This is a genomic window from Wolbachia endosymbiont (group A) of Yponomeuta plumbellus (assembly GCF_947251575.1).
GTDB classification, from domain to species: domain Bacteria; phylum Pseudomonadota; class Alphaproteobacteria; order Rickettsiales; family Anaplasmataceae; genus Wolbachia; species Wolbachia pipientis.
The window spans coordinates 585843-607554 of record NZ_OX366353.1 but is presented as its reverse complement, the minus strand read 5'-3'; the positions used below and the strand labels follow the sequence as shown (position 1 = coordinate 607554).

Sequence of the window (21712 nt, the reverse complement as noted above, 5' to 3'; positions counted from 1 at the left end):
ATGCTGGATTATCCTTCACTTTGATTAAATTTAAGTAAATGGTGAGGATTTTTGCTTAAAAGTATCCTTTATTTCATTTAGAATACTTTTCTTGGTTCGTCTATATTACAGTGCTACAGAAATTTTACAGCATCGTTTATTGCCTTTATCGTGCTTTGATTGACACAATTCATAATGATGGAGTGGAGCATGCAGGGTATTTATCATTTTTAATTCTGTTATCAATATTTCCTTTTCTCATCGTTTTAATGGCTGTGGCGTCAACATTCGCAAATTTTTTAGACCAGTACAACATTGGCTGGGTATTTATCATTGATAACATGCCACAGGATATTTTATCATCTTTGATGCCGCGTATTAGGGAGATAATATCAGGCCCGCCGCAAAGCTTACTAACTTTAGCAATTGTAGGTGCTGTTTGGACCGCTTCATCGACAATTGAAGGGCTTAGAACAATACTCAATAAGGCCTATAAAGTTCCGGTTTCGCCGCCTTATATATTAAGAAGAGTACTAAGTATATTACAATTTTTAGTAATCACGCTTATTATAACTCTAACTATAGTGTTTTCTACACTAGTACCAATGCTAATTGATTTTTCCTATCAGGTGCTAAGTTATACTAGGTATTTACTTATTGAATTTGTACTTTTCACAGTAGTCTCTTGGCTATATTTTATGTTACCAAACATAAAACAAAATTTATCAGACGTATTTCCTGGATCTTGTGTAGCTGTTATTCTTTGGACGATTTCTGCTTCAGCTTTTAAGCAATACTTAAAAGCTTCCTTTGACCAACTGGATTTGATATATGGAAGTTTAGGTGGTGTGGTAGTGTCATTACTATTTTTTTATATGCTAAGTTTGATTTTTATATATGGAGCAAAATTCAATTTTCAGCTAAAATATTTCAATGGATCTCGCTAAGGAGAAAGAAATGGGTAAGTTAGAAGGTAAAGTAGCTTTAATCACCGGAGCTTCAGGTGGAATAGGCTCTGCTGTTGCAAAAAGGTTTATAAGAGAAGGTGCATGTGTGATTCTGATTTCAAGATCTCTTGATAATCTCAAGCCACTATATAATGAAATTGAAGAGCTTGAAGAATTTAAAGAAGGCTCTGTGAAACTAATTCAGCTTGATCTTTTAGACTTTGAGAATGTAAAGATACTGACAAACATGATAGAAAGCCTGAAATTATCAGAATCTGGAGCACTTGATATATTAGTTGTGTGTGCTGGAATTTTAGGCAAACTGAACCCCATTCATGACTGTGAGATTGAAGAGCTACAGAACGTAATGAATACAAATTTTACTGCCAATTGGTACTTACTAAAAAACTTAGATCCAATGCTAAAAAAGTCTAATGCTGGAAGAGCGATATTCATGACCTCAGAAGTGACACTTTCTCCTTCCTCTTATCCATATTGGATGCCGTATGCTGCAAGTAAAGTTGCACTAGAAATAATGGTGCAGATATATGCATCTGAGACAAAACATACAAAATTATGTGTAAATGCTGTATACACGGAAGGACCTGTGGGTAGTGAGCAGGCATTTCCTGGATCTGAATTGGTGTCACCTGATAAACTAACAGATAAATTTGTGGAATTAGCTTCTGAAGACTGCGGCATATCAGGAAAAATCTTACCGCTTAGCAAATCTCCCGAATAAATTACCATAGTATCTGCAAAGATACCGTTAAGCCCACAACTGTATGAACATTGTGATTTGAGAGTAATCTCCACTAGGAAGGATGTCATCCCAGTGCCTCTATGGTGTCATTCCAGTGCTTGACACTGGAATCTAGTCTTTATTATGCAGCCACTTATTTAAAGTTAAGTTTTCTGGATCCCAGACTGGGATGACACCTCTGGGCACTGCCGTCATAAAGGAACCAGTGTCAGCTACTTGAATGACATCATTTGCTGTGCAATTTACCTTCAAAAATGAATGTTTGTACAGCTGTGTGTCAAGCACTGGAATCTGCCACGCAAATTGCAATGTTCGTACAGTTATGCGTCAAGCCTAAAAGTAATTAGCTAATAGGTTTAATAAAAATTCACATATACAGGAAAGATTGGTAACATTACTTGAATAGAGACCGTTATTGTAATTATGCCGAAACGCACAGATATAGAATCTATATTAGTAATAGGAGCAGGCCCAATAGTTATAGGTCAGGCATGCGAGTTTGATTATTCCGGAACGCAAAGCTGTAAAGTATTAAAAAGCGAAGGTTATAAAGTCATTTTGGTTAACTCCAACCCCGCAACTATAATGACAGATCCTGAGTTTTCTGATGCGACGTATATTGAGCCGGTACTGCCTGAAATCATAGAGAAAATTATAATTAAGGAGAGGCCAGACGCAATATTGCCAACAATGGGCGGGCAAACAGCGCTCAATTGTGCAATAAAACTTGCAGATGATGGAGTGTTAGACAAATACAACGTAGAATTAATAGGGGTAAATAGAGAAGCAATAAAAAAAGCAGAGGATAGAGAGTTATTCCGCCAATCCATGGATAAAATAGGACTGAAATACCCCAAAAGTATCATTATAAAAAATCAAGAACAAATAAAAAAGGCTTTGGATTACGTTGGATTACCAGCAATCATTCGTTCATCATTCACTCTTGGTGGTGCAGGTAGTGGCATAGCATATAATAAAGAGGAGTTTTTCAATATCGCAGAAAGTGCTCTCAAAATTTCGCCAATAAATGAAGTTCAGATAGATGAATCAATTATCGGCTGGAAAGAGTATGAAATGGAAGTTATCCGCGATTGTAAAGATAACTGCATAATAGTCTGTTCGATAGAAAATGTTGATCCGATGGGAGTGCACACCGGAGATAGTATTACGGTTGCTCCTGCTTTGACTCTGCGTGATGCTGAATATCAACAAATGAGAAATGCATCTATAGCAGTGCTGAGAGAAATTGATGTTAGTGCCGGCGGTGCAAATGTTCAGTTTGCAGTAAATCCTAAAGAAGATGGAAGCCTCGTTGTAATTGAAATGAATCCAAGGGTTTCTCGCTCTTCTGCACTTGCTTCGAAAGCAACAGGCTATCCTATTGCAAAAGTTGTAACCAAACTTGCTATCGGCTATTCGCTCGATGAAATACGTAACGACTGCGCTCCAATAATACCAGCAGCATTCGAACCAGTGATTGATTATATCGTCACTAAAATTCCTCGATTTGAGTTTGAGAAATTTAAGGGGAAGAATTGTGAATTATCAACCTCCATGAAATCAGTGGGAGAAGTGATGTCTATAGGCCGCACTTTTAATGAGTCACTACAGAAAGCTTTCCGTTCACTTGAAACTGATTTTACAGGACTTGATGAAGTATTTCCTGAGAACATTGATATTGATCACATAAAATCTCAATTAGCAAAATTGCTACCAAACAGATTACTGATTGCTGCTGACGCAATGCGCCACGGAATTAGCATAGAAGAAATAAATTCGATTACAGGATATGACTTATGGTTTCTGCAAAATATACAGCAAATCATCTTGGCTGAACAAAAAATCAAGGAAAACGGCCTTCCTGAGACTGCATATGAAATGTTAGAGATGAAAAAAATGGGATTTTCAGATGCAAGATTAGCAAAGTTAAGTAATAGACCTACCTCTGTCATTCCAGTACCCTCTAATGTCATCCCAGCGCGTGACACTGGGATCCAGCCAGCGTTACACGCTGGAGATCGAGTAAAACAAATCGAAGAAATAAGAAAAAAATTTGGCATTAAACAAGTTTATAAACGCGTAGACACCTGTGCAGCTGAATTTGAATCGAGCACTGCTTATATGTATGGCTGCTATGAGGGTGATGTTGAAAATAAAACGGAATGTGAGGCGAATATTTCTGACCGAGAAAAGGTTGTCATTTTAGGAAGTGGTCCAAATCGCATTGGTCAAGGTATTGAGTTTGATTATGCATGCGTACATGCAGCTTCTGCCGCCAAAGAAATGGGGTATGAAACAATAATGATCAACTGTAATCCCGAAACTGTCTCAACTGACTACGATACCGCTGATCGTTTATATTTTGCACCACTCATTGCAGAGGATGTGCTTGAAATACTAAGTAAAGAGCAAGAAAATGGCACACTGGTTGGTGTAATAGTTCAAATAGGCGGTCAAACACCTTTAAAGTTAGCCAAAGTGCTTAACGAGAGAGGTTTCAAAATTCTGGGAACTTCGTTTGATTCTATTGACCTTGCAGAAGATCGCATGAGATTTAAAAATCTTGCTTTGCAACTTAATTTAAAACAACCTGAAAATTCTATCTGCCATTCAGTAGAAGAAGCGTTAACCAACGCAGAAAAGGTGGGGTTTCCACTAGTAGTCAGGCCATCATATGTCCTCGGCGGTCAGTCTATGTCGATTAGACACGATACTCAGAGCTTCAAAGAGTATGTCTTGAATCAAACCAAAATTTTTGAACACGGATCGCTGCTTCTTGATAAATTTTTAGTCAATGCAGTTGAGGTTGACGTTGATGCTGTATGTGATGGGGAAAAAGTTTTCATTGCAGCGGTCATGGAGCACATTGAAGAAGCTGGTATCCACTCTGGCGATTCAACATGCTCAATACCGACAAATACATTGAGTGACGAAGTAATAAAAGAGATTAAGCTACAAACTGAAAGAATAGCATTAGCATTAAAAGTGAAAGGTCTGATAAACATTCAGTTTGCTGTTCAAGAGAATAGACCTCTTGCAGAACCTGTTTGTGATGAGAAATCTTTAGGAAAAGTGCAGATGAGCACCACAGAATACTCGAATGTATTTGAGGAGCGCAGACAAGCTTTGACGACAAAATTGCCTTCAGAAATCGAGTTATGCAAGAGGTCTAGTGATGTATACATACTTGAAGTGAATTTAAGGGCTAGTCGCACAGTTCCTTTTATTTCCAAGGTAATCAATATTCCTATTGCAAAGCTTGCCACTCAGGTTATTTTGGGTAAAAAATTGAATCAGGAAAACAAGCCTTTCAATCATTTTGCAGTTAAAGCTGCTGTTTTTCCATTTACCCGCTTTGCAGGAGTGGATACTTTACTTGGTCCTGAAATGAAATCAACAGGAGAAGTGATGGGAATCGACTCATCTTTCGAAGCTGCACTTGCAAAAGTGCACATGGCTGCAGGATACAAGTTACCAACAGAAGGAGCAGCTCTGGTTTCAGTAAAAGATGATGATAAAGAGTATATATTGCCTGTTGTACGAATGTTGAAAGAACTGAGTTTTGAAATATATGCCACCAAAGGCACAGCTTCGTATCTGAACAATAACGGCATTGCTGCACAAGCTGTAAATAAAGTAAGAGAAGGCAGACCCCACATAGTTGATATGCTCAAAGATGGAAAAATAAATCTAGTGATCAATACCTCAAAAGGTGTGAAATCAGTTTCAGATAGCAAAGATATCAGGAGAACTGCTATTTTGCAAAATATAGCTTACAGTACCACAGCTTCTGGGAGTAAAGCGTTAGTGCTTGCAATTCAATATGTAAAGAATAGCAAATTGGAAGTGAAATCATTACAGCAGATACAAAACGGTTAAATATCAAAACTAGAATAATTCACTCTCAAAATGCTAAAGAGAACATAATAAAAAGATGGAAATTTTGAAGGAAATAGTATACCTAAAGAATCAACTAGCGTAATTGAACAGCCAAATGCTACAACGAATACTCCACAATCTTACCTAGAGGACACTTCCCTTATATGTTAAGAACAAGTCTTTATAAATATCAAAGTAGTGATATTAAAGACACACAGAGAAGAGGAACCGTCACGCCCCTTGATTATAAGAATCGTTGTTCAGCAAGGTTCTCTTCTCTGGTTTATTATACTGAAAGTTCCGAACAACTGATTGAGCTTTTAGGCTCGTATATAAGGCTGGAAAATGCAGTATATGTTATTATTACGGAGGAATTATGAATTCATCAAACATTATTGCTGGCATTGATGTTAGCAAAAGTAAATTAGATCTCCACATTCACCCACTTGAGCATTATAAAATATTTGAAAACAATGTACAATCCATTGATGAAATGCTGGACTTTTTACGTTTGCATAATGTAACCAAAATTGGTCTTGAGGCAACTGGTGGATACGAAAAATTATGTGCCTATACTTTACTAAGCAATGGTTTTGAAGTGTACGTCATTCAACCAAGGTGGGAGAGACTATGCTAAAAGCCTTGGTATTACTACAAAAACTGATAAAATAGACTGCAGTATCATCTCACGTTATATTAATAATACAGATATGCGTGTTACTCCTTTAACAGTTAGTAATGGTAATATTGATTGCTTGAAACAAAAATTATCTCGTAGAAACCAACTTGTAGAAATAGCAAAAATACAAAAAACCCAAATCCAACAGGTAACTGATACATCTATAATCAAACAAATAGAGGAACTTCTTGCAATTTTACGTAATCAAATTAAAACTTTAGAAGATGAAATGATTACATTTATCGATCAAAACCAAGAGCTTAAAAGAAAATATATATCAATAACTATATAGTAGCGGGATGACGGTTTTTCAAATTGTCGGTAAATCTAAGTCAGTTTAGCTATAGGCAGCAATTTTCTGTATTTATTTTAAATTGAAGAAAGCTCAAATGAAAGATCGTGTTTTGCTAAAAATCACAGAATGCAGTCTGGTTACTATTTAAAAGGATATGTTCAAAAAAACTGTGTCAAATCAACTCATACACTTCATTACCAACTTCATGATGAAGTTCCGCAGTTGGATGGAAATAATCAAAAAAGAAATAATCCTTTAGTGTTTCTTTGCTACACCCAGGGTTATAGTGAACGTCAAGTTCCCCTTTAAATATCAACTTTAAGAGTATTTTTATATTTTCTTTAAATCTCCCAACTTGGTCTGCAATGTTCGATGTGCATGCATCTTGACAATTTAAACCTTTGCTCTTGTATTCGCTAAACATACTTCTCATTTTAGAGTTAAGATCAAATGCTTTTATTTCAAGATTTGTACTTTTCTTCATATAATCTAAGCCTTTAGCCAGTTTTGCATTGAAACTCTCCGTGAGCTTTGTAGCTAGTTCCCTTGCTTCTTCATCTCTATTAAAAGCTGGTATTGAGCCAACTTCAGGTGCATTTGCAACAACTACATGCTTAACACCATGTTCATTTAGAACCTTAAGTGCATTACATATTTCACTCACTGCTTGTTCCAACACTTCTTCCGCTTTAGTATCGTCATAAGCAGTGGCAACCATAACATCATTTCCGCCGATTATGATGCAAAATAAATCTTCTTTACCTATATCTGGATGATGTTTAATTGCCGCATCTAGCTGGTTAGCTAAACGAAATTTATTGAAGAAATAAGAAAAAATAGGGTCAAAAATTTCAGATGCTGTTGCATGTGAAACTGCGTAATTCTGACCTTGCTGTTCGTGGCATCTCCCAAAAAATGAATAACTCCACCCAGGTTTAAATTCATCTAAATCTAAATATTTTGCTATATATTCAACAGCAGTAGGGCCATTGCTAAAAGATCTTCCTTGATAAAAAGGATCATCAAATTTTACGCTTTTTGCAAAGGATAAATTATTTAAAATTCCAATGATTGCGCCATTATCGGATAAGCTATCACCCAGAACATAAAAATTTCTATACTTTGAATTAGAATTGTCATTTTTGTTTGTCATAATATTTACCGTAGATTAGCATGTTGTTTCATTAGATTCATAGAAAAAGAAAAATAGCGGTGAAATTATACAACTTTGGCCTAACTTGCTCTCCACTTTTTCCGGGCAAAATCAGCTTCTTCTTAACTTGACACGTATACTTAAAAGAACCCTCTAAGTTTTCTAGCACGGCTTGGATGTTTCAACTTGCGCAGTGCTTTTGCCTCTATTTGCCTAATTCTCTCACGTGTTACATTAAAAATTTTTCCTACTTCTTCTAAGGTATGTTCCTTCCCATCTTTACCAAGGCCAAAACGCATTCTTAAAATTCTTTCTTCCTTTGGTGTTAAAGTTGCAAGAACATTGGTTGTAATGCCACGCAAGTCAGCAAGTATTGCAGCATCCTCTGGCCTGGAGACTCGCTTGTCTTCTATACAATCACCAAAGGTACTACTATCATCTTTTCCTGTTGGAGCTTCAAGACTTACTGGATCCCTTGCTATTTTCATAACTTTGCGTATTCTTTCCAGTGGCATTGTCAGTTCTACACTCAATTCCTCTAACGTCGGCTCTCTTCCCATCTCATGAGTCATCTTTCTTAATGCTCTGTTGATTTTACTGATAATTTCCACCATATGAACTGGTATTCTAACTACTTTAGACTGCTCAGGTATTGCTCTAGTGATTGATTGTCTTACCCACCAAGTGCCATAAGTTGAAAATTTATATCCACGTTTGTAATCAAACTTATCCACGGCCTTCATAAGACCAATATTGCCTTCTTGTATCAAATCAAGCAGATCAAGGCCTCTTTTTGAATACTTCTTAGCAATGGAAACTACTAGCCTTAAGTTAGCCTTAATCATTTCTTGCTTTGCTTCAGAGACTTCTCGTTCGTGTTTTTGTATTCTCTTGATTAGCTCCTTAAGTTCTTGTACGTTATCTTCCTGTATATGCTGCTTAATACCGTTCAAGGTACTAGCTATATGTTCAGAGTTATCGTCTATAAACCTTAAAAATTTGTTTTTTAATTCACCTGTAAAAGAGGACTGATTTTCATTGATCTTTAAAAGACTTATCTTTTTCAATTCGTGCTTTAAAAGCACGTCATCATAAACTTTATAGAAACTTTCTCTATCGATATCGTATTTTCTAGCCTCAGCAATAAGATTAGCCTCTTCAAGCGTAATGGATCTATTTATCTTATAAAGTTCTTGTGTAATTCTGGCAACAGCAGCATCACTTAACTTAATTTGTAATGCTATAGACCATATTTGATTATACAAATTTTCTAGCTCATTAGAGAAATTTTTAGAATTTTTTCTTAATATCAACGCTTCATTTGTTAAAGTAATTATCTCATCCAATGCAACTATGACCTTTGGCAATAAGTCACTTTCCATTTCAAGAATAGAAACATTTAAATTGACTGAACTTATATCTTCATTATTACCGTCTTTCTCATCATCACTTTTTTTACTATCTTTCTCATCATCACTACAGTACTCAGCATCTTCAGAAACATCCTCAGAATCCTCAACATCTTCAGCACTTTCTTCACTCTCTTCACTTTCTTCTTTGGGTACCACATTAAAATCAGAGTTATAAATTGCATCCAGATCTATAATTTCTCTCAGTAAGAGAGCTCCATTACTTAAATCATCACGCCATACTTTTATCACCTTTAATGTTACTGATGTTTCAATTATTGCACGTAACATGTTATGCTTTTCAGATTCAATTTTTTTTGCTATCTCGATTTCATCTGCCCTTGATAAAAGCTTTACGGAGCTCATGTCTTGTAAATAAATCCTCACTGGATCATCATTTTGTACTAAAGTTGCAGTAACATTTGGCGATGTGTCATCATCATCAAGTTTACTATCATCACTGTTGGAAGGAATATCTTCTTTATCTTCGCTACTTTCAAGCACATTAATTCCGGAATCCTGCAATAAAGATATAGCATCATCTATAAAGTCAGACGAAAAATTTTCATCTGATAATTTATCATTTATATCATCAAAGGTGATAAAACCACCCTTTTTTATACTCTTAGTTACCAGATCTTTGATAATTTTTTTCTTATCTTCTGCATCATTAATAGTTGACATCATTACCTTTATAGTTTATAATTTTATTTCTTATTAACAAACAAACTTACAACGAGCAAGTCTATAATTTTACTTTTAACTTGTGGCTATTTGTTACTTCATATAGTTTAAGATACTGTTAATTTATGTACACTTGTCTTAATCGATTGTTCCATACTTTTCTTCCATTTTTACTGCTATGGATAATCCAACTGAAAATGTTGCAATTCCAACCACTATAGCAGTAAGCATTAAAACATGGGGTATAGGATTGCTATATGAATAAAAATTTGAAACCAATATAGGAGGCAAGGAACTTTTTATATATCCTAGAGATATGTAAAATAACAAAACAGATGCTTGGAAGACGCTTACCCCTATCATTTTCTTGATTAAATTTTTATCGTTTATAATAATATATAAACCTAGCACCATTAATACAATAATAATCGTATAATTATATAAAGTCATTGTTTTTTCCTACGAGCAAAATTTATATATATAATTAACATAGAGGAGCAGACAGTAAATGCTACACCTAATTCCACCAAAAAAATACCTAATTTTTGACCGGTTCTATTATTGGTTAACAAGATATCATAAGATAAAAAATTTTGGCCAAGTAAAGTTGTTGCAACGCCCGTTCCTCCATAAATTAAAATACCTAACACGTTAGTCAATCTAATCACAGAATAAGGTATTGCTTTTAGAGTTGTAGATACACCAAATAGCATTGAATATAATATTATCCCGGAGGCAATAATTATTCCTGCTTGAAAACCTCCACCCGGAGTGTAATCACCGTGAAATTGTATGTATAAACCAAATAAAATGATAAAAGGTATCATCAAAAATGTTACTGCATTTAATATCGGATCTTTAATCATTTTCTTTTTCTTCTTTTAATATCAACGTTATACAAAGCGCAGCAGTAAAAACTACTATAGTTTCTCCAAACGTGTCATAACCACGAAAGCTTGCCAAAATAGCTGTCACTATATTAGGAATACCGGTAGCTTTTTCGGTATTTTCCACATAATAAGGAGCAACATGCAAGTGGATCGGAGCATTGTGGCTGCCAAAATCTGGCAATTGAATCATAAAATATGACAAACATACAGCCAGAAATAACATAAAAAAAAGCGTTATAGGGTTATGAGATAGATTTACTTTATGATTCTTTATCAAGGAGAGTGCTGCAAACGTAAAAACTGTACTGAGCCCCGCACCAACAGAAGCTTCAGTAATTGCAACATCAGGTGCATTCATAATTAAGTATATAAGCGCAATCAGTGAACTAAATACACACATTAGAACAGCACTTACGACTAAATGTCGCGAGAAAACTATAAAAACCGTAACTGTTAGTAACAACAAAAGTAACACTACATTTAATATTTCTAACACCTTAGCCTTCTTTAACAGTTTTTTTCTTAACTTTATAATGAGTGCGCGCTAAAATATAGCTATTAGTTGAGTTAGCTACCCATATTATAAAAATTAATAATACTATTTTAACAGTATTGATTGAAAATCCATTCTGCAAAGCAAAACCAATTAACAATAACGTTGCACCGCTAGAATCTGTAATACCTGCTGCATGTAACCTAGTATAGAAATCAGGAAATCTGATCACCCCTATATTTGAAATAATTATCAAACAAATACCTAAAAATATGAAAATGGATCCTATCATAAATTATCAAAACAACATTAATCTCATTAGTGCTATAGTTGATATAAAGCTAACGCTAGCATACAACAATGCTATATCAATTAAAAAAAAATTATTCAGAATGATTGATATTGCTGTTATAAGTACAACTACTTGCGTTGAGAAATTATTGAACGCTAAAACCTTATTGTACACATCATTTGACTTAGACACTATGCAACACAACATTACACTCATACAGAACAACAGTGTATAGATAGCAATGCAAATCATTTAAAGACTATGTAACTTCAGTAGATTTCTAAACGGATACTTCTTCATCGCCATCTTGATCATTTATTTCATCATCTATTTCACCATCCACTTCATAATCTTGGCTTTCTTGACTTGCATCAAGGTCTGTGTTATCAGAAAAATTTAATAAATTCGCTAGCTTACTTGTATTACTGCTGTAAACATTATTCATATTTCCTTTCATGTATTCCTTGCATCTACCTACCAAAAGGCTAAACAGCTCATGAGTATCCACCTGTTTTCCTGCTATTTCATGTAAGGAAACTATGGTATTTTTATGACCTTTAAACTTAGCTGCTTGAATTGGATTACTTGCCCCTGTATTTAAATCATGTGTTCTTTGACTTGCCAACAGAACCAATTTGAAACGGTTACTTACCCGTTCTATACACTTTTCTACAATAGACTCAGCCATAAGATACTACCTTAATAAGTTTTATACTATATCACAAAAAACAAGTTGTCAACTTTGTATCTATTGCGATTCAACTTCATGTTTTACTTTTTCTGCCTCAGATTTTATTTCTTGGCTTTCTGTCATCGTGATTGTTATCTCATGATCAAGTTTTTTTAGAAATCCTAACAATCGCTCTAAAGAAAAACCATCTATTTTACCATTTTTAATTTGTGATACCTTTGGCTGATCAATACCAAGTTTCTCAGCTGCAAAAGCCTGAGTCCAAGCATTTTTTTCTACAATTTTATTTATTATATAAAGCAACTTTGTTTTTATTCCTGCACTGTCTAAGTTATTTAACGATATTATTTCCATAATTCTTACACTCACATATCAATTAACTTTATTAAATATTATAACATAATATTTAATATACCAAGATATTAATATCATGTAACTTGTCAATAATTATATGATATCAATATTTAAAACTTTAAGTTGATTATATATTAATATTTTTATCAAATTTCTAGTAATTTTAAATTACCATTTTACCATCAGTCTATCTGAAAAAACCATTTATAGAAAGAACAAGCTAAGATTACAAAGCTTGAAATACAAAAATAATTATTTTATAAATTTATCTTACATAAGAAGTTTATATCTCTATATCTTAATATAAATATTTATTTAAATTTTTAAAATTTCTATTTTAACGAGAATTCTATATATTATATTTATAATATAATTTAAATATTTGTTGCTTTTTAGCTGGAACATTATTTAGTTAGTAAGTAAAATTGTGTTGAATATGACAAAAATAAAAAAAGATATTGCTGTTATTATGGGAAGTGAGTCAGATTACACTACTATGGTCCATACCGTCGATATGTTAAAAGCATTAGAAGTTTCACATGACATATTCATAATATCTGCACATAGAACACCAGAAAGGCTCTTCAATTTTGCTAAATCTGCACAAGAAGAAGGTTTTAAGGTTATTATAGCTGGTGCAGGAGGTGCAGCTCATTTACCTGGTATGGTTGCGTCACTAACTTGTTTACCAGTTATCGGCGTTCCTGTGCATAGTAAACAATTAAATGGGCTGGACAGTCTACTCTCTATAGTTCAAATGCCAAAGGGTGTTCCAGTTGCAACCATGTCTATAGGAGAAAATGGAGCATATAATGCTGCCATTACTGCCGTATCTATATTGTCAATTTCCAACAGTGAAATTGCAGGTAGGTTAAAAAAGTGGAGAGAGAAACAGACCAAAGAAGTAAAAGAAAAACCAGTTTCATAATAAATCTATGGCAATAATTCTTTTAGACACAAAAACCATAAACCGTATAGCAGCGGGGGAGGTGATAGAAAGGCCAGCAAGTGTAGTAAAGGAATTAGTGGAAAATGCAATAGATGCTGGAAGTTTAGAAATAGAGATCAAAATAGAAAGTGGTGGGCGTAACCTTATTATTGTGACAGATGATGGTAACGGAGTAGAAAAAAACGATTTAGAACTTGCGTTTATGCGCCATGCTACTTCAAAATTGAGCGACAATGAGTTGATAGAATCAAGCATCTTGGCTTTAGAGGAGAAGCTCTGCCTTCAATAGCAGCAGTAAGTAGGATAAAATTATCGTCTAAGGCAAGAGAAGCAAATGAAGCATGGTCTATAAGTTATGAGGGTGGAGAGAAAATAGGGGAGCAAACTCCTTACTCTTTATCACAAGGTACACATATTGAAGTACGAGATTTATTTTTTGCCACTCCAAATAGACTAAAATTTCTAAAAACCGAAAGAGCAGAAACTCAAAGCATTGTTGATATTGTAAATAACCTAGCAATGATTAACTATCATATAGGGTTTACTTTCAATTCAGGTAATAAAAAGCTCTTAAAATACGCTAAGCAGACTTCGTTATTTCATAGATTGTGTGAAGTAGAAGAAGAATTTCAGGGCAGTTCTCTGGAGATTAATGAAGAAGAAGACGGCATTAAACTTACGGGACACATCTGTAAACCGACCGTCAATCGTGGTAAGTCAACTCAGATCTATACGTTTGTTAATGGAAGGCCAATCAAAGATAATCTACTTATTGGCGCAGTTAGGTATGCATATCATGATTTTATTCCAAGCGATAGGTATCCTTTCGCAGCGTTACATTTAGAGATACCTTATGATCAAGTAGATGTAAATGTGCATCCAAATAAGTCAGAAGTAAGGTTTCAGAATAAGAAGCTCATATATGAGATAGTGACAAGAGGATTAATTAAAGCATTGTCAAGAAGGATAGGCACCTTTCTAGCGCATGACCAGAAAATGGATTCAACATTGCCAGATCCTTTTGATAAACCTAATGTTCAAAATGAAAGAAGGCCAAGTCCTTTTGAAAATCAACTAATAAAAGAATTTGCTTCTCCAAATGAAAGAGTAAAAAGCTTATCAGAACAGTCAAAATCGTTTGATTATACCGGCATACAGAAATTACCATCACAAGCGGAGACTATGGTTCTAGAAAAAAAGGTGTTAGAGCAAGTTGATTTGATAGAGAGCCACCCGCTCGGGTTTGCACGCTGTCAGGTCTATAATACTTATATTATTGCAGAGGTAAGGGACAAATTGATTATAGTCGATCAGCATGCAGCCCACGAGAGATTAGTATATGAATGCCTAAAACAAAAATCAAGTATAAAAAGACAAAAACTACTTCTTCCTGAAACGGTTGAAATCAAAAATCAAGCCGGAATGGAGATGATTGAAATCTATAAAGATAAGTTATTTGAAATGGGTTTTGATATTGAAATCAAATCAGAGAATAAAGTGATAGTAAAAGAAATCCCTGCAATTTTGGGAGCAATAGATGTGAAAGAGATGCTAATTAACATAATTGATAGATTAACGGAAATAGAAGATACATTGCCAGTAGAAGATAAAGTGAACAAAATATTGGCCACTATCGCTTGTCATGGATCAATTAGAGCGGGTAGAAAAATGAGGTTAGATGAAATGAATGAGCTGCTGAGACAAATGGAAAAAACCCCATATTCCGGGCAATGCAACCACGGAAGACCAACTTATATAGAAATGAAACTCAGTGATATTGAAAAACTTTTTGAGCGTAGGTAATGAGGTTGCCATAAATATGTAACCTCGTCATCCAAGTAGCTCATAGAAACGGATTAAACAAAAAAAACTTACTTGACAAACTTCGCCAGCCCCCTTATCATGAAACTGAAGCTATTTATTTATCTTCTCTGTACAGATTAAATGACAAAAAAACTCACGTATCTGGCGTCTCATGTTTAATTTTTTGCACTATGTGCACTCTATGTCTTTATCAAATTTCTGGGTTTTTACCTACACAAGCTGAAATACGCTATTTAAAACATTAAAAAACGCCAACTTAAAAAATAGATAGTGAATAACTAGCTACCCTAGGGTTTCTTTTGCCTTTTTTTCTGTTTAGTAAATTTCTTAATGTTTATAATTTAGATTAGTTGCGGCTTAAAAGCAACTGAATCGCGGTTATTAAACGTTTAGAATAAAAAAAACGCCATACTTGAAAGTATAATGTAAGTAATTAGCCAACCACGGGGCTTCTTTTGCCTTTTTTTTATTTGGTAAATTTCTTAATATTTATAGCTAAACGACAACCGTCATCCCGCTGCTTGTTAGCGGCTAAGAGATACCGCGAATGAATTGCGGTATGACGTAGGATTGCTGTCATTCCAGTGCCAAGCACTGGGATCCAGCCTTTATTATTTGGTTGAAATTAAGTCTTCTGGATCCCAGTGGGCTTTGTTGCATCGCTAGCTATAATGGATTAAAGATAAAAAAAGGTGGAGAATATCAGTAGCTTATTATTCTGGTATTTATAACAAGAACGGTCAGTGAATACCTAAATTTGAGTAAAAGAAATTTCACTACCATTTACCAATCCGGCTAAAATTCAAGAATTTCAATGCTTTAGCTATTTTCAATAGAATTAAATTTATTAATATAAATAACAAATTACTATTCTTAAATTTGATCAGATTGATTGCAAAAAAAACAAGATTTTCAATAAGTTGCTTATAATCCTAACTATAGTTAGCCTTTCATAAGTAGCGATGCAACAAAGCCATCCCAGTGTCAGCTACTTGGATGACACCATTCTTTTTCCTGGATTCCAGTGTCTGGGCACTGGAATGACATCCTCCCTTGTGGAGATTGCTCTCAAATCACAATGTTCGTACAGCTATGCAAACACAAAGGTGTCATTCCAGTGCCCAGACGCTGGAATCCAGTTGAGCTATTTCAACAAAAATACTGCATTTTGAGATGAACGTCTATTCTCACCAGACTTATTTACAAGTATAACAATTAAAGTCTGGATTCCAGTGTCAAGCACTGGAATGACATCATAGGGGCACTGCCCTTTTGGATGGAAACCAGTGTCAGCTACTTAGATGATACCTTTTTTCTACTTAGTTTGGGTTATGCAAGAAGTCTATTGCATTCCTGAGCAATTTGATTCATTATTCTTTTTGTAAAAAATTTTCTTAACTTTCTCTCCACTTTTTTGGTAAGGTCACTTTAAAGGAAGTCTAATAGATGCTACATAGAAATCCAGATGAGTTTCTAAAGTCTATTCCAAAAGATAAGCGCATAATGTGCCTTGACATGGGAGAAAAGCAAATAGGCATAGCATTTAGCGATAAAACACAGCTCATAGCCACAGCTCATAGCATATATCACAGAAAAAATATGAGCAAAGATTTAGGTTATCTGCATAGAATATTCAAAGAAAATGAATCTGGATCAATGGTAATAGGACTACCATTAAAAATGGACGAGCAAGAAACTAAATGGTGTAAAACTATAATCCAATTCGCAAATAAAATAATAAAAAAATATAAAGTAAATATATACTTACAAGACGAAAGCTTCTCAACATCTATCGCAACTCATACACTAAAAATTACTGGAATATCAATCACAAAATCGAAAAAAATAGATGATAAAATCTCCGCATGTATTATTTTGCAACGAACGTTAGACAAGATAAATACAATCAAATAGTTTTTCCAGATCTGGAAATCTTCAAACTGAATCCCATATAAAAGTTACTCAACAAAACAAGAACCTTTCGTATAAGCATGACAAATTGCTACAGCAAGAGCGTCAGCAGCATGGTGGCATTTTATACTCAAATTTTTAACTATTTGCTTCACCATAAATATCATCTGATCCTTATCAGCATGGCCATTTCCGGTAATGCTTTTTTTTACATAGTTTGCATCATATTCATTCATAGTTAGCTTTGTTATTTTTAACGCTAAAATTACAACCCCTCTTGCATATCCTAAAGTTAGTGAAGATTTAGGATTTTTATTAACAAAAATTTTCTCCACCGCAGCTTCATTCGGAGAGTATAGGGAAATTACTTTCTTTAATTGTTCAAAAATTGTATGTAGGCGTTCACCTGTACCCAATTTACCATCAGTTGATATGGTACCGCCGCCCAAAAATTCAATATTATTTTTTTCGTTCAGGCTGATAATGGCCCACCCAGTCTTGCTTATTCCTGGATCTAGACCTATTATTTTAACCACTTAATAAACGCTTAACCAATAGACAAACAAAAATAAAAATATCCAGACTACATCTACAAAGTGCCAATACCAGGAGGCAAACTCAAAGCACAAATGGTCCTGAAGTGTAAATTGGCCTTTCCGTGCTCTAAATAAACACACTGATAAAAATATTATTCCTATTATAACGTGTGCGCAGTGAAAACCGGTAATCATGTAAAAATTGGATGTATAAATAAGCTTTTCTCCTGTTTCTTGTAGAGAAAAACTCGCTTCATGATACTCTATTGCTTGCACTATTATAAAAAAAACTCCAAGCAATATAGTTATGGACAGCATTTTAATCATGCTCTTTTTATCATTTTTAAGTAAAGAGTGATTTGCCCAAGTAATTGTTGTACCAGAAAGCAATAATATTAATGTATTCATGAATGGTAGTGACCACGGATCAGGTGGCAAAATTCCCTCAGGGGGCCATTCAACTTTTTTTGCAGGAGAAAACGCCTCAAATAAAAAAACTGGATCAAGCCAGGCTTTAAAGAATGAACAAAAGAACACTATAAAAAATACGACCTCCGAGAGAATAAACAAGTACATTGCAAATTTGAGTCCATGTTTTACAATGGCAGTGTGACATTTGTCATAAATGGCCTCCCTTATTACATCTCTCCACCAATAAAACAGCACCCCTGATACTGCGGAGATTCCCAAAACTAAACAAAACATTCCGACAATTTGTTTATGAAGCGCGCCAACTAATCCAAGTGCAAGAATAAGAATTGCTGCTGATACAGCAATTGGCCAAGGGCTTGGATCCACTAAATGAAAATCATGTTCTTTACTTTTCATAGCATTTTAAAAAATACTTATTAAGGATACAAATTAGCTTAAAATTGTCAATGTTCCTTAGGAAATTGATTGAATCTTGAAAAATTATATGCACCGTTCAAAAAATCTAACACAAATTGTGCAGTTATTCTAAATAACTCAAGCATTCTGCTCTTTTCGTTTTCTCTTGCTCTGCTGCAATATCCATCAACAATATTTTCCAAAATAATGCATCCAGACTTTACTGAATCACTGTAACAAAAATTAAACCAATCCCTATATCTATTATTTTTCTTGAATCTATTTTTCATGCTATCAACGACAGTCTCGTATATAAACATGCAAGAATACAAAACCGTCATAGCCTCATAGGTATTACTATGCGAGATGGATAAAAGAAAATTAGTGAAATTAAAACACTCAAGAGATTTCTTTTCGCGACTTATACCGTACATAGTAAAGTAGTAGTCATATAACATTCTATTAACAGTCACTACTCTTTGGGCTACTTCAGCAAGCGAGATAATACTACTATAATCTTCCATTTTGGATGCAGTAATTAAGGTGGTACAAATATAATCACCTAAGAACAACGTCTTTTGTTGAGCATAGAATTTGAAGTTCTCTATATTTAGGGTGTTATTCGCTAACTCAACATTAAAAGGATGCTCAATTATATCCTTTAAAAGATTTGACCCGTAACAGCTCCTAATTATGCCACTGAACACTGTAGTTATCGATAAAAGATCAAGTTAACGTAAATAATCCGCTGCTAATATTCTTTGCTAGATATATTAGAGTAATATGCCTCATCCCAAAACATTATTTCTAATTCCAGCCCTTTCTTAAAAAACTCATACATCCTCTTTTTTTCACAGTCACTAGCTTTTTTATATAGCTTATTTGTAATATCAGTAACCTCATCAATTACAGCATTTACTGTTTCGCTACTATAAATGTTGATCCACTCTTTGTATTTGTTATTTTTAACCCCTTTAGTTGTTATCTCATTTACCATATGGCGTATAACGATTTGGTATATGTTAAAGCAAGAATAAGATGCTACTAAAGCTTCATTAACAGAATTGTGATATGCGGCACTCATGAAAAAGTCAGTAAAGGCAGAACAAGCTCTTGACTTTTTGTGATCATCAGATAGATCACAATCTTCAAAATATTTTTTATACTGTTCTCGAACATAAAATGCTCCTTGTGCCAAATTGATTAAACTACTCATCATTTCAATATCATCAACTCTAGCTGCAACAATTAAAAAAGCACGAGCGCAATCTATACAATACAGAAAATCCTGCTGAAGGTAGAATTTGAATTTTTCATAATCTAATGTATTATTTATCAATTCAACATTAAAAGGGTGTTCTTTTATTTTATCAATAAGATCAGAAAACTCTTTTACAATTACGTTGTACAGTTCTCCTTCTATTTCGTTATACACTTTATAAGCCTCACAATAAAAATTGAATATAAAATTATTACTAATATGGTATAATTATTATGAAAAAGCGTGCTATGCTTTAACAATAAGCTAGTATATAAATATGAGGCTGTAAATCAAAAATTTTAGCAATCTAAAGAAATTTTACTATTACCTTCTATATTGAATTCTCTACAAAGATCAGCAGATAAGTCCATGTTTTCCCAAGAAAATCCACCGTCCCTTTCCGACTGTTTACCAAAATGTCCATAACAGGCTGTACGTTTATATATAGGGCAATTAAGCGATAAATGCTTGATTATGCCTTTTGTTGATAAATCTATATTATTCTCGATAAACTTTTTAATTACTCTTTCCTCTACCTTATTCGCACCAAATGTATCAATATAGAATGAAGTAGGTTTTGATACACCAATTGCATAAGAAAGCTGCACAAGACAACGTTCAGCCAAACCTGCAAAGACAATATTTTTAGCAAGGTATCTTGCCATATAAGCTGCAGATCTATCAACTTTAGTTGCATCTTTTCCGGAAAATGCCCCTCCACCGTGTGGAATATAACCCCCATAAGTATCAACCATAATTTTTCGTCCGGTTAATCCACAATCACCAACTGGCCCACCAATAACAAATCTACCAGTTGGATTGACTAAGAGATTTTCCTCAGGACACATCCATCCTTCAGGTAAAGATGAAACTATGTAAGGGTAAATTATTTCTTTTACTTTTGATTGATCCAAATTCTCAGGGTGCTGTATCGAGACAATAATACTTTCAGCACGTACCGGGAGGTTATTCTCATATGCCAAAGTGATTTGTGACTTTGCATCTGGACCAAGTTTTGCTTCTTTAACTGCGCTCATGATATTTTTCAGAATCGAGTGTGCATAAAAAATGGGTGCCGGCATAAGGTTTTCTGTCTCTGTTGTTGCATAGCCATACATTATGCCCTGATCTCCAGCACCTTGATCCACCCCTATTGCAATGTCATTTGATTGCTCATGCAGCAATATATTTACTTTCACTTTTCTCCAGTGGAACCCATCGTGCTTGTAACCAATATCTTTTATTGTATTCCGTACAATACTTTCAATCCTGCTATTTTTGATGTTAGGCCCAAACACTTCCCCAGCTATAATAACGTTATCTTTGGTGACTAAAGTCTCTATTGCAGCTCGCGCAAAAGGATCAGTAAAAAGGTACTCATCAAGTATTGCATCTGAAATTTGATCTGCTACTTTATCTGGATGACCAGCCGCCACTGATTCACTGGTTACTAAATTTTTATATAAACTCATGTTTTTGCTTATACAATATCAAAACCGCTATAGAAAACACAGTTAGTAACTACTAAATGGTGGGTCTGGGAAGAGTTGAACCTCCGACCTCACGCTTATCAGGCGTGCGCTCTAACCACCTGAGCTACAGACCCATGATTTATTCAAGCTGAAGCTTTCATATTATCTGTAGGCACGATATCAATAAAAGTCCTTTTATTTGCTGACCTTCTAAAGCTGACCCAGCCTTCTATTTTAGCAAAAATCGTATGATCTTTACCTATACCAACATTCTTCCCAGGATGGAATTTTGTGCCTCTTTGGCGCACAATTATGTTACCAGGAATAACCTTCCCATTCTTCTTTATTCCTAACCTACGACCCGCTGAATCTCTACCATTACAGGAACTACCACCTGATTTTTTAGTTGCCATATCTTACCTC

The 21712-nt window shown here is 34.5% G+C and carries 23 protein-coding genes, 1 tRNA gene and 2 pseudogenes; 9 read left to right on the top strand and 17 right to left on the bottom strand.

The window, feature by feature from the left end:
- Positions 1 to 110 precede the first annotated feature (110 nt).
- Together OPR39_RS03070 and OPR39_RS03065 are read left to right on the top strand one after the other, a co-directional pair.
- Positions 111 to 926, top strand: a complete 816-nt coding sequence (locus OPR39_RS03070) for a YihY/virulence factor BrkB family protein (protein ID WP_015589493.1) — start codon at positions 111 to 113, stop codon at positions 924 to 926.
- Positions 913 to 1668: an SDR family oxidoreductase gene (locus OPR39_RS03065; RefSeq protein WP_174516753.1), complete on the top strand. Its 756-nt coding sequence runs from the start codon at positions 913 to 915 to the stop codon at positions 1666 to 1668. The genes OPR39_RS03070 and OPR39_RS03065 overlap by 14 nt, the downstream gene beginning before the upstream one ends.
- A 132-nt stretch (positions 1669 to 1800) precedes the next feature.
- Here OPR39_RS03065 and OPR39_RS03060 read toward each other — a convergent pair whose 3' ends face one another.
- Positions 1801 to 1974: a hypothetical protein gene (locus tag OPR39_RS03060; RefSeq protein ID WP_167471214.1), complete on the bottom strand. Its 174-nt coding sequence runs from the start codon at positions 1972 to 1974 to the stop codon at positions 1801 to 1803.
- A gap of 138 nt (positions 1975 to 2112) precedes the next feature.
- Here OPR39_RS03060 and carB point away from each other — a divergent pair, with 138 nt between their 5' ends.
- From carB to OPR39_RS07445, 3 genes and pseudogenes are all read left to right on the top strand, one after another.
- Positions 2113 to 5568 carry a carbamoyl-phosphate synthase large subunit gene (gene carB / locus OPR39_RS03055; RefSeq protein ID WP_265039041.1) on the top strand — a complete coding sequence of 1152 codons (3456 nt, stop codon included), beginning with the start codon at positions 2113 to 2115 and terminating at the stop codon, positions 5566 to 5568.
- Between the two features lie 164 nt (positions 5569 to 5732).
- Positions 5733 to 5948, top strand: a complete 216-nt coding sequence (locus tag OPR39_RS03050) for a hypothetical protein (protein ID WP_006279709.1) — start codon at positions 5733 to 5735, stop codon at positions 5946 to 5948.
- Positions 5945 to 6533, top strand: a pseudogene (locus OPR39_RS07445) (IS110 family transposase); the annotation flags it as partial. The gene OPR39_RS03050 and the pseudogene OPR39_RS07445, both read left to right, overlap by 4 nt.
- Before the next feature lie 181 nt (positions 6534 to 6714).
- Here the strand turns inward: OPR39_RS07445 and OPR39_RS03035 are convergent.
- From OPR39_RS03035 to OPR39_RS02995, 9 genes are all read right to left on the bottom strand, one after another.
- Positions 6715 to 7695: an SGNH/GDSL hydrolase family protein gene (locus tag OPR39_RS03035; protein WP_265039039.1), complete on the bottom strand. Its 981-nt coding sequence runs from the start codon at positions 7693 to 7695 to the stop codon at positions 6715 to 6717.
- Positions 7696 to 7835: 140 nt separating this feature from the next.
- Entirely contained in the window at positions 7836 to 9788 is a 1953-nt protein-coding gene (gene rpoD / locus OPR39_RS03030) for an RNA polymerase sigma factor RpoD (protein WP_265039037.1), read from the bottom strand.
- Positions 9789 to 9926: 138 nt separating this feature from the next.
- Complete coding sequence (locus OPR39_RS03025) at positions 9927 to 10238, bottom strand: cation:proton antiporter subunit C (protein WP_006279706.1); 312 nt, start codon at positions 10236 to 10238, stop codon at positions 9927 to 9929.
- On the bottom strand, positions 10235 to 10654 hold the full coding sequence (locus tag OPR39_RS03020; RefSeq protein ID WP_006279705.1) for a Na(+)/H(+) antiporter subunit B: 420 nt from the start codon (positions 10652 to 10654) through the stop codon (positions 10235 to 10237). Before OPR39_RS03020 ends, OPR39_RS03025 begins: the two co-directional genes overlap by 4 nt.
- Positions 10647 to 11174, bottom strand: a complete 528-nt coding sequence (locus OPR39_RS03015; RefSeq protein WP_015589497.1) for a DUF4040 domain-containing protein — start codon at positions 11172 to 11174, stop codon at positions 10647 to 10649. Before OPR39_RS03015 ends, OPR39_RS03020 begins: the two co-directional genes overlap by 8 nt.
- 1 nt (position 11175) lies before the next feature.
- On the bottom strand, positions 11176 to 11463 hold the full coding sequence (mnhG, locus tag OPR39_RS03010; protein ID WP_006279703.1) for a monovalent cation/H(+) antiporter subunit G: 288 nt from the start codon (positions 11461 to 11463) through the stop codon (positions 11176 to 11178).
- Positions 11464 to 11469: 6 nt separating this feature from the next.
- Positions 11470 to 11715 carry a monovalent cation/H+ antiporter complex subunit F gene (locus OPR39_RS03005; protein ID WP_007548527.1) on the bottom strand — a complete coding sequence of 82 codons (246 nt, stop codon included), beginning with the start codon at positions 11713 to 11715 and terminating at the stop codon, positions 11470 to 11472.
- Between the two features lie 28 nt (positions 11716 to 11743).
- On the bottom strand, positions 11744 to 12151 hold the full coding sequence (gene rpoZ, locus OPR39_RS03000; protein WP_007548528.1) for a DNA-directed RNA polymerase subunit omega: 408 nt from the start codon (positions 12149 to 12151) through the stop codon (positions 11744 to 11746).
- A gap of 60 nt (positions 12152 to 12211) precedes the next feature.
- Positions 12212 to 12508, bottom strand: a complete 297-nt coding sequence (locus OPR39_RS02995) for a helix-turn-helix domain-containing protein (protein WP_012673420.1) — start codon at positions 12506 to 12508, stop codon at positions 12212 to 12214.
- 436 nt (positions 12509 to 12944) lie between these two features.
- Here OPR39_RS02995 and purE point away from each other — a divergent pair, with 436 nt between their 5' ends.
- From purE to ruvX, 4 genes and pseudogenes are all read left to right on the top strand, one after another.
- The gene (purE, locus tag OPR39_RS02990; protein WP_015589499.1) at positions 12945 to 13436 is read left to right on the top strand and encodes a 5-(carboxyamino)imidazole ribonucleotide mutase; all 492 of its coding nucleotides are present in this window, start codon (positions 12945 to 12947) and stop codon (positions 13434 to 13436) included.
- 7 nt (positions 13437 to 13443) lie between these two features.
- A pseudogene (gene mutL / locus OPR39_RS02985) lies at positions 13444 to 15260 on the top strand (DNA mismatch repair endonuclease MutL).
- Between the two features lie 983 nt (positions 15261 to 16243).
- On the top strand, positions 16244 to 16453 hold the full coding sequence (locus OPR39_RS02980) for a hypothetical protein (protein WP_265039036.1): 210 nt from the start codon (positions 16244 to 16246) through the stop codon (positions 16451 to 16453).
- Between the two features lie 274 nt (positions 16454 to 16727).
- Complete coding sequence (ruvX, locus tag OPR39_RS02975; RefSeq protein WP_010082183.1) at positions 16728 to 17195, top strand: Holliday junction resolvase RuvX; 468 nt, start codon at positions 16728 to 16730, stop codon at positions 17193 to 17195.
- Between the two features lie 44 nt (positions 17196 to 17239).
- Here the strand turns inward: ruvX and ruvC are convergent, their stop codons facing one another.
- The 7 genes from ruvC to rpmA form a co-directional block, all read right to left on the bottom strand.
- Complete coding sequence (gene ruvC / locus OPR39_RS02970; protein WP_015588791.1) at positions 17240 to 17728, bottom strand: crossover junction endodeoxyribonuclease RuvC; 489 nt, start codon at positions 17726 to 17728, stop codon at positions 17240 to 17242.
- Positions 17729 to 18556, bottom strand: coding sequence for a cytochrome c oxidase subunit 3 (locus OPR39_RS02965; RefSeq protein WP_006279354.1), 828 nt, complete (start codon positions 18554 to 18556; stop codon positions 17729 to 17731). It lies immediately after the preceding gene.
- Between the two features lie 47 nt (positions 18557 to 18603).
- Positions 18604 to 19263 carry a TenA family protein gene (locus tag OPR39_RS02960; RefSeq protein WP_174516992.1) on the bottom strand — a complete coding sequence of 220 codons (660 nt, stop codon included), beginning with the start codon at positions 19261 to 19263 and terminating at the stop codon, positions 18604 to 18606.
- A 44-nt stretch (positions 19264 to 19307) separates the two neighbouring features.
- Positions 19308 to 19991: a TenA family protein gene (locus tag OPR39_RS02955; RefSeq protein ID WP_038249063.1), complete on the bottom strand. Its 684-nt coding sequence runs from the start codon at positions 19989 to 19991 to the stop codon at positions 19308 to 19310.
- Positions 19992 to 20116: 125 nt separating this feature from the next.
- A complete protein-coding gene (metK, locus tag OPR39_RS02950) occupies positions 20117 to 21289 on the bottom strand; it encodes a methionine adenosyltransferase (RefSeq protein ID WP_174516991.1) in 1173 nt (390 codons plus the stop codon).
- Positions 21290 to 21346: 57 nt separating this feature from the next.
- Positions 21347 to 21423 (bottom strand) — tRNA-Ile (locus OPR39_RS02945).
- 9 nt (positions 21424 to 21432) lie between these two features.
- Positions 21433 to 21702 carry a 50S ribosomal protein L27 gene (rpmA, locus tag OPR39_RS02940; protein ID WP_265039033.1) on the bottom strand — a complete coding sequence of 90 codons (270 nt, stop codon included), beginning with the start codon at positions 21700 to 21702 and terminating at the stop codon, positions 21433 to 21435.
- Positions 21703 to 21712: the final 10 nt, after the last annotated feature.

Excerpts from the sequence above, each read along its gene's own strand:
- OPR39_RS03065 (WP_174516753.1), top strand. The coding sequence starts at position 913 with ATGGATCTCGCTAAGGAGAAAGAAATGGGTAAGTTAGAAGGTAAAGTA.
- carB (WP_265039041.1), top strand. The coding sequence starts at position 2,113 with ATGCCGAAACGCACAGATATAGAATCTATATTAGTAATAGGAGCAGGC.
- OPR39_RS03050 (WP_006279709.1), top strand. The coding sequence starts at position 5,733 with ATGTTAAGAACAAGTCTTTATAAATATCAAAGTAGTGATATTAAAGAC.
- OPR39_RS03035 (WP_265039039.1), bottom strand. The coding sequence starts at position 7,695 with ATGACAAACAAAAATGACAATTCTAATTCAAAGTATAGAAATTTTTAT.
- rpoD (WP_265039037.1), bottom strand. The coding sequence starts at position 9,788 with ATGTCAACTATTAATGATGCAGAAGATAAGAAAAAAATTATCAAAGAT.
- OPR39_RS03025 (WP_006279706.1), bottom strand. The coding sequence starts at position 10,238 with ATGACTTTATATAATTATACGATTATTATTGTATTAATGGTGCTAGGT.
- OPR39_RS03020 (WP_006279705.1), bottom strand. The coding sequence starts at position 10,654 with ATGATTAAAGATCCGATATTAAATGCAGTAACATTTTTGATGATACCT.
- mnhG (WP_006279703.1), bottom strand. The coding sequence starts at position 11,463 with ATGATAGGATCCATTTTCATATTTTTAGGTATTTGTTTGATAATTATT.
- OPR39_RS03005 (WP_007548527.1), bottom strand. The coding sequence starts at position 11,715 with ATGATTTGCATTGCTATCTATACACTGTTGTTCTGTATGAGTGTAATG.
- rpoZ (WP_007548528.1), bottom strand. The coding sequence starts at position 12,151 with ATGGCTGAGTCTATTGTAGAAAAGTGTATAGAACGGGTAAGTAACCGT.
- OPR39_RS02995 (WP_012673420.1), bottom strand. The coding sequence starts at position 12,508 with ATGGAAATAATATCGTTAAATAACTTAGACAGTGCAGGAATAAAAACA.
- purE (WP_015589499.1), top strand. The coding sequence starts at position 12,945 with ATGACAAAAATAAAAAAAGATATTGCTGTTATTATGGGAAGTGAGTCA.
- OPR39_RS02980 (WP_265039036.1), top strand. The coding sequence starts at position 16,244 with ATGCAACAAAGCCATCCCAGTGTCAGCTACTTGGATGACACCATTCTT.
- ruvX (WP_010082183.1), top strand. The coding sequence starts at position 16,728 with ATGCTACATAGAAATCCAGATGAGTTTCTAAAGTCTATTCCAAAAGAT.
- OPR39_RS02965 (WP_006279354.1), bottom strand. The coding sequence starts at position 18,556 with ATGAAAAGTAAAGAACATGATTTTCATTTAGTGGATCCAAGCCCTTGG.
- metK (WP_174516991.1), bottom strand. The coding sequence starts at position 21,289 with ATGAGTTTATATAAAAATTTAGTAACCAGTGAATCAGTGGCGGCTGGT.
- rpmA (WP_265039033.1), bottom strand. The coding sequence starts at position 21,702 with ATGGCAACTAAAAAATCAGGTGGTAGTTCCTGTAATGGTAGAGATTCA.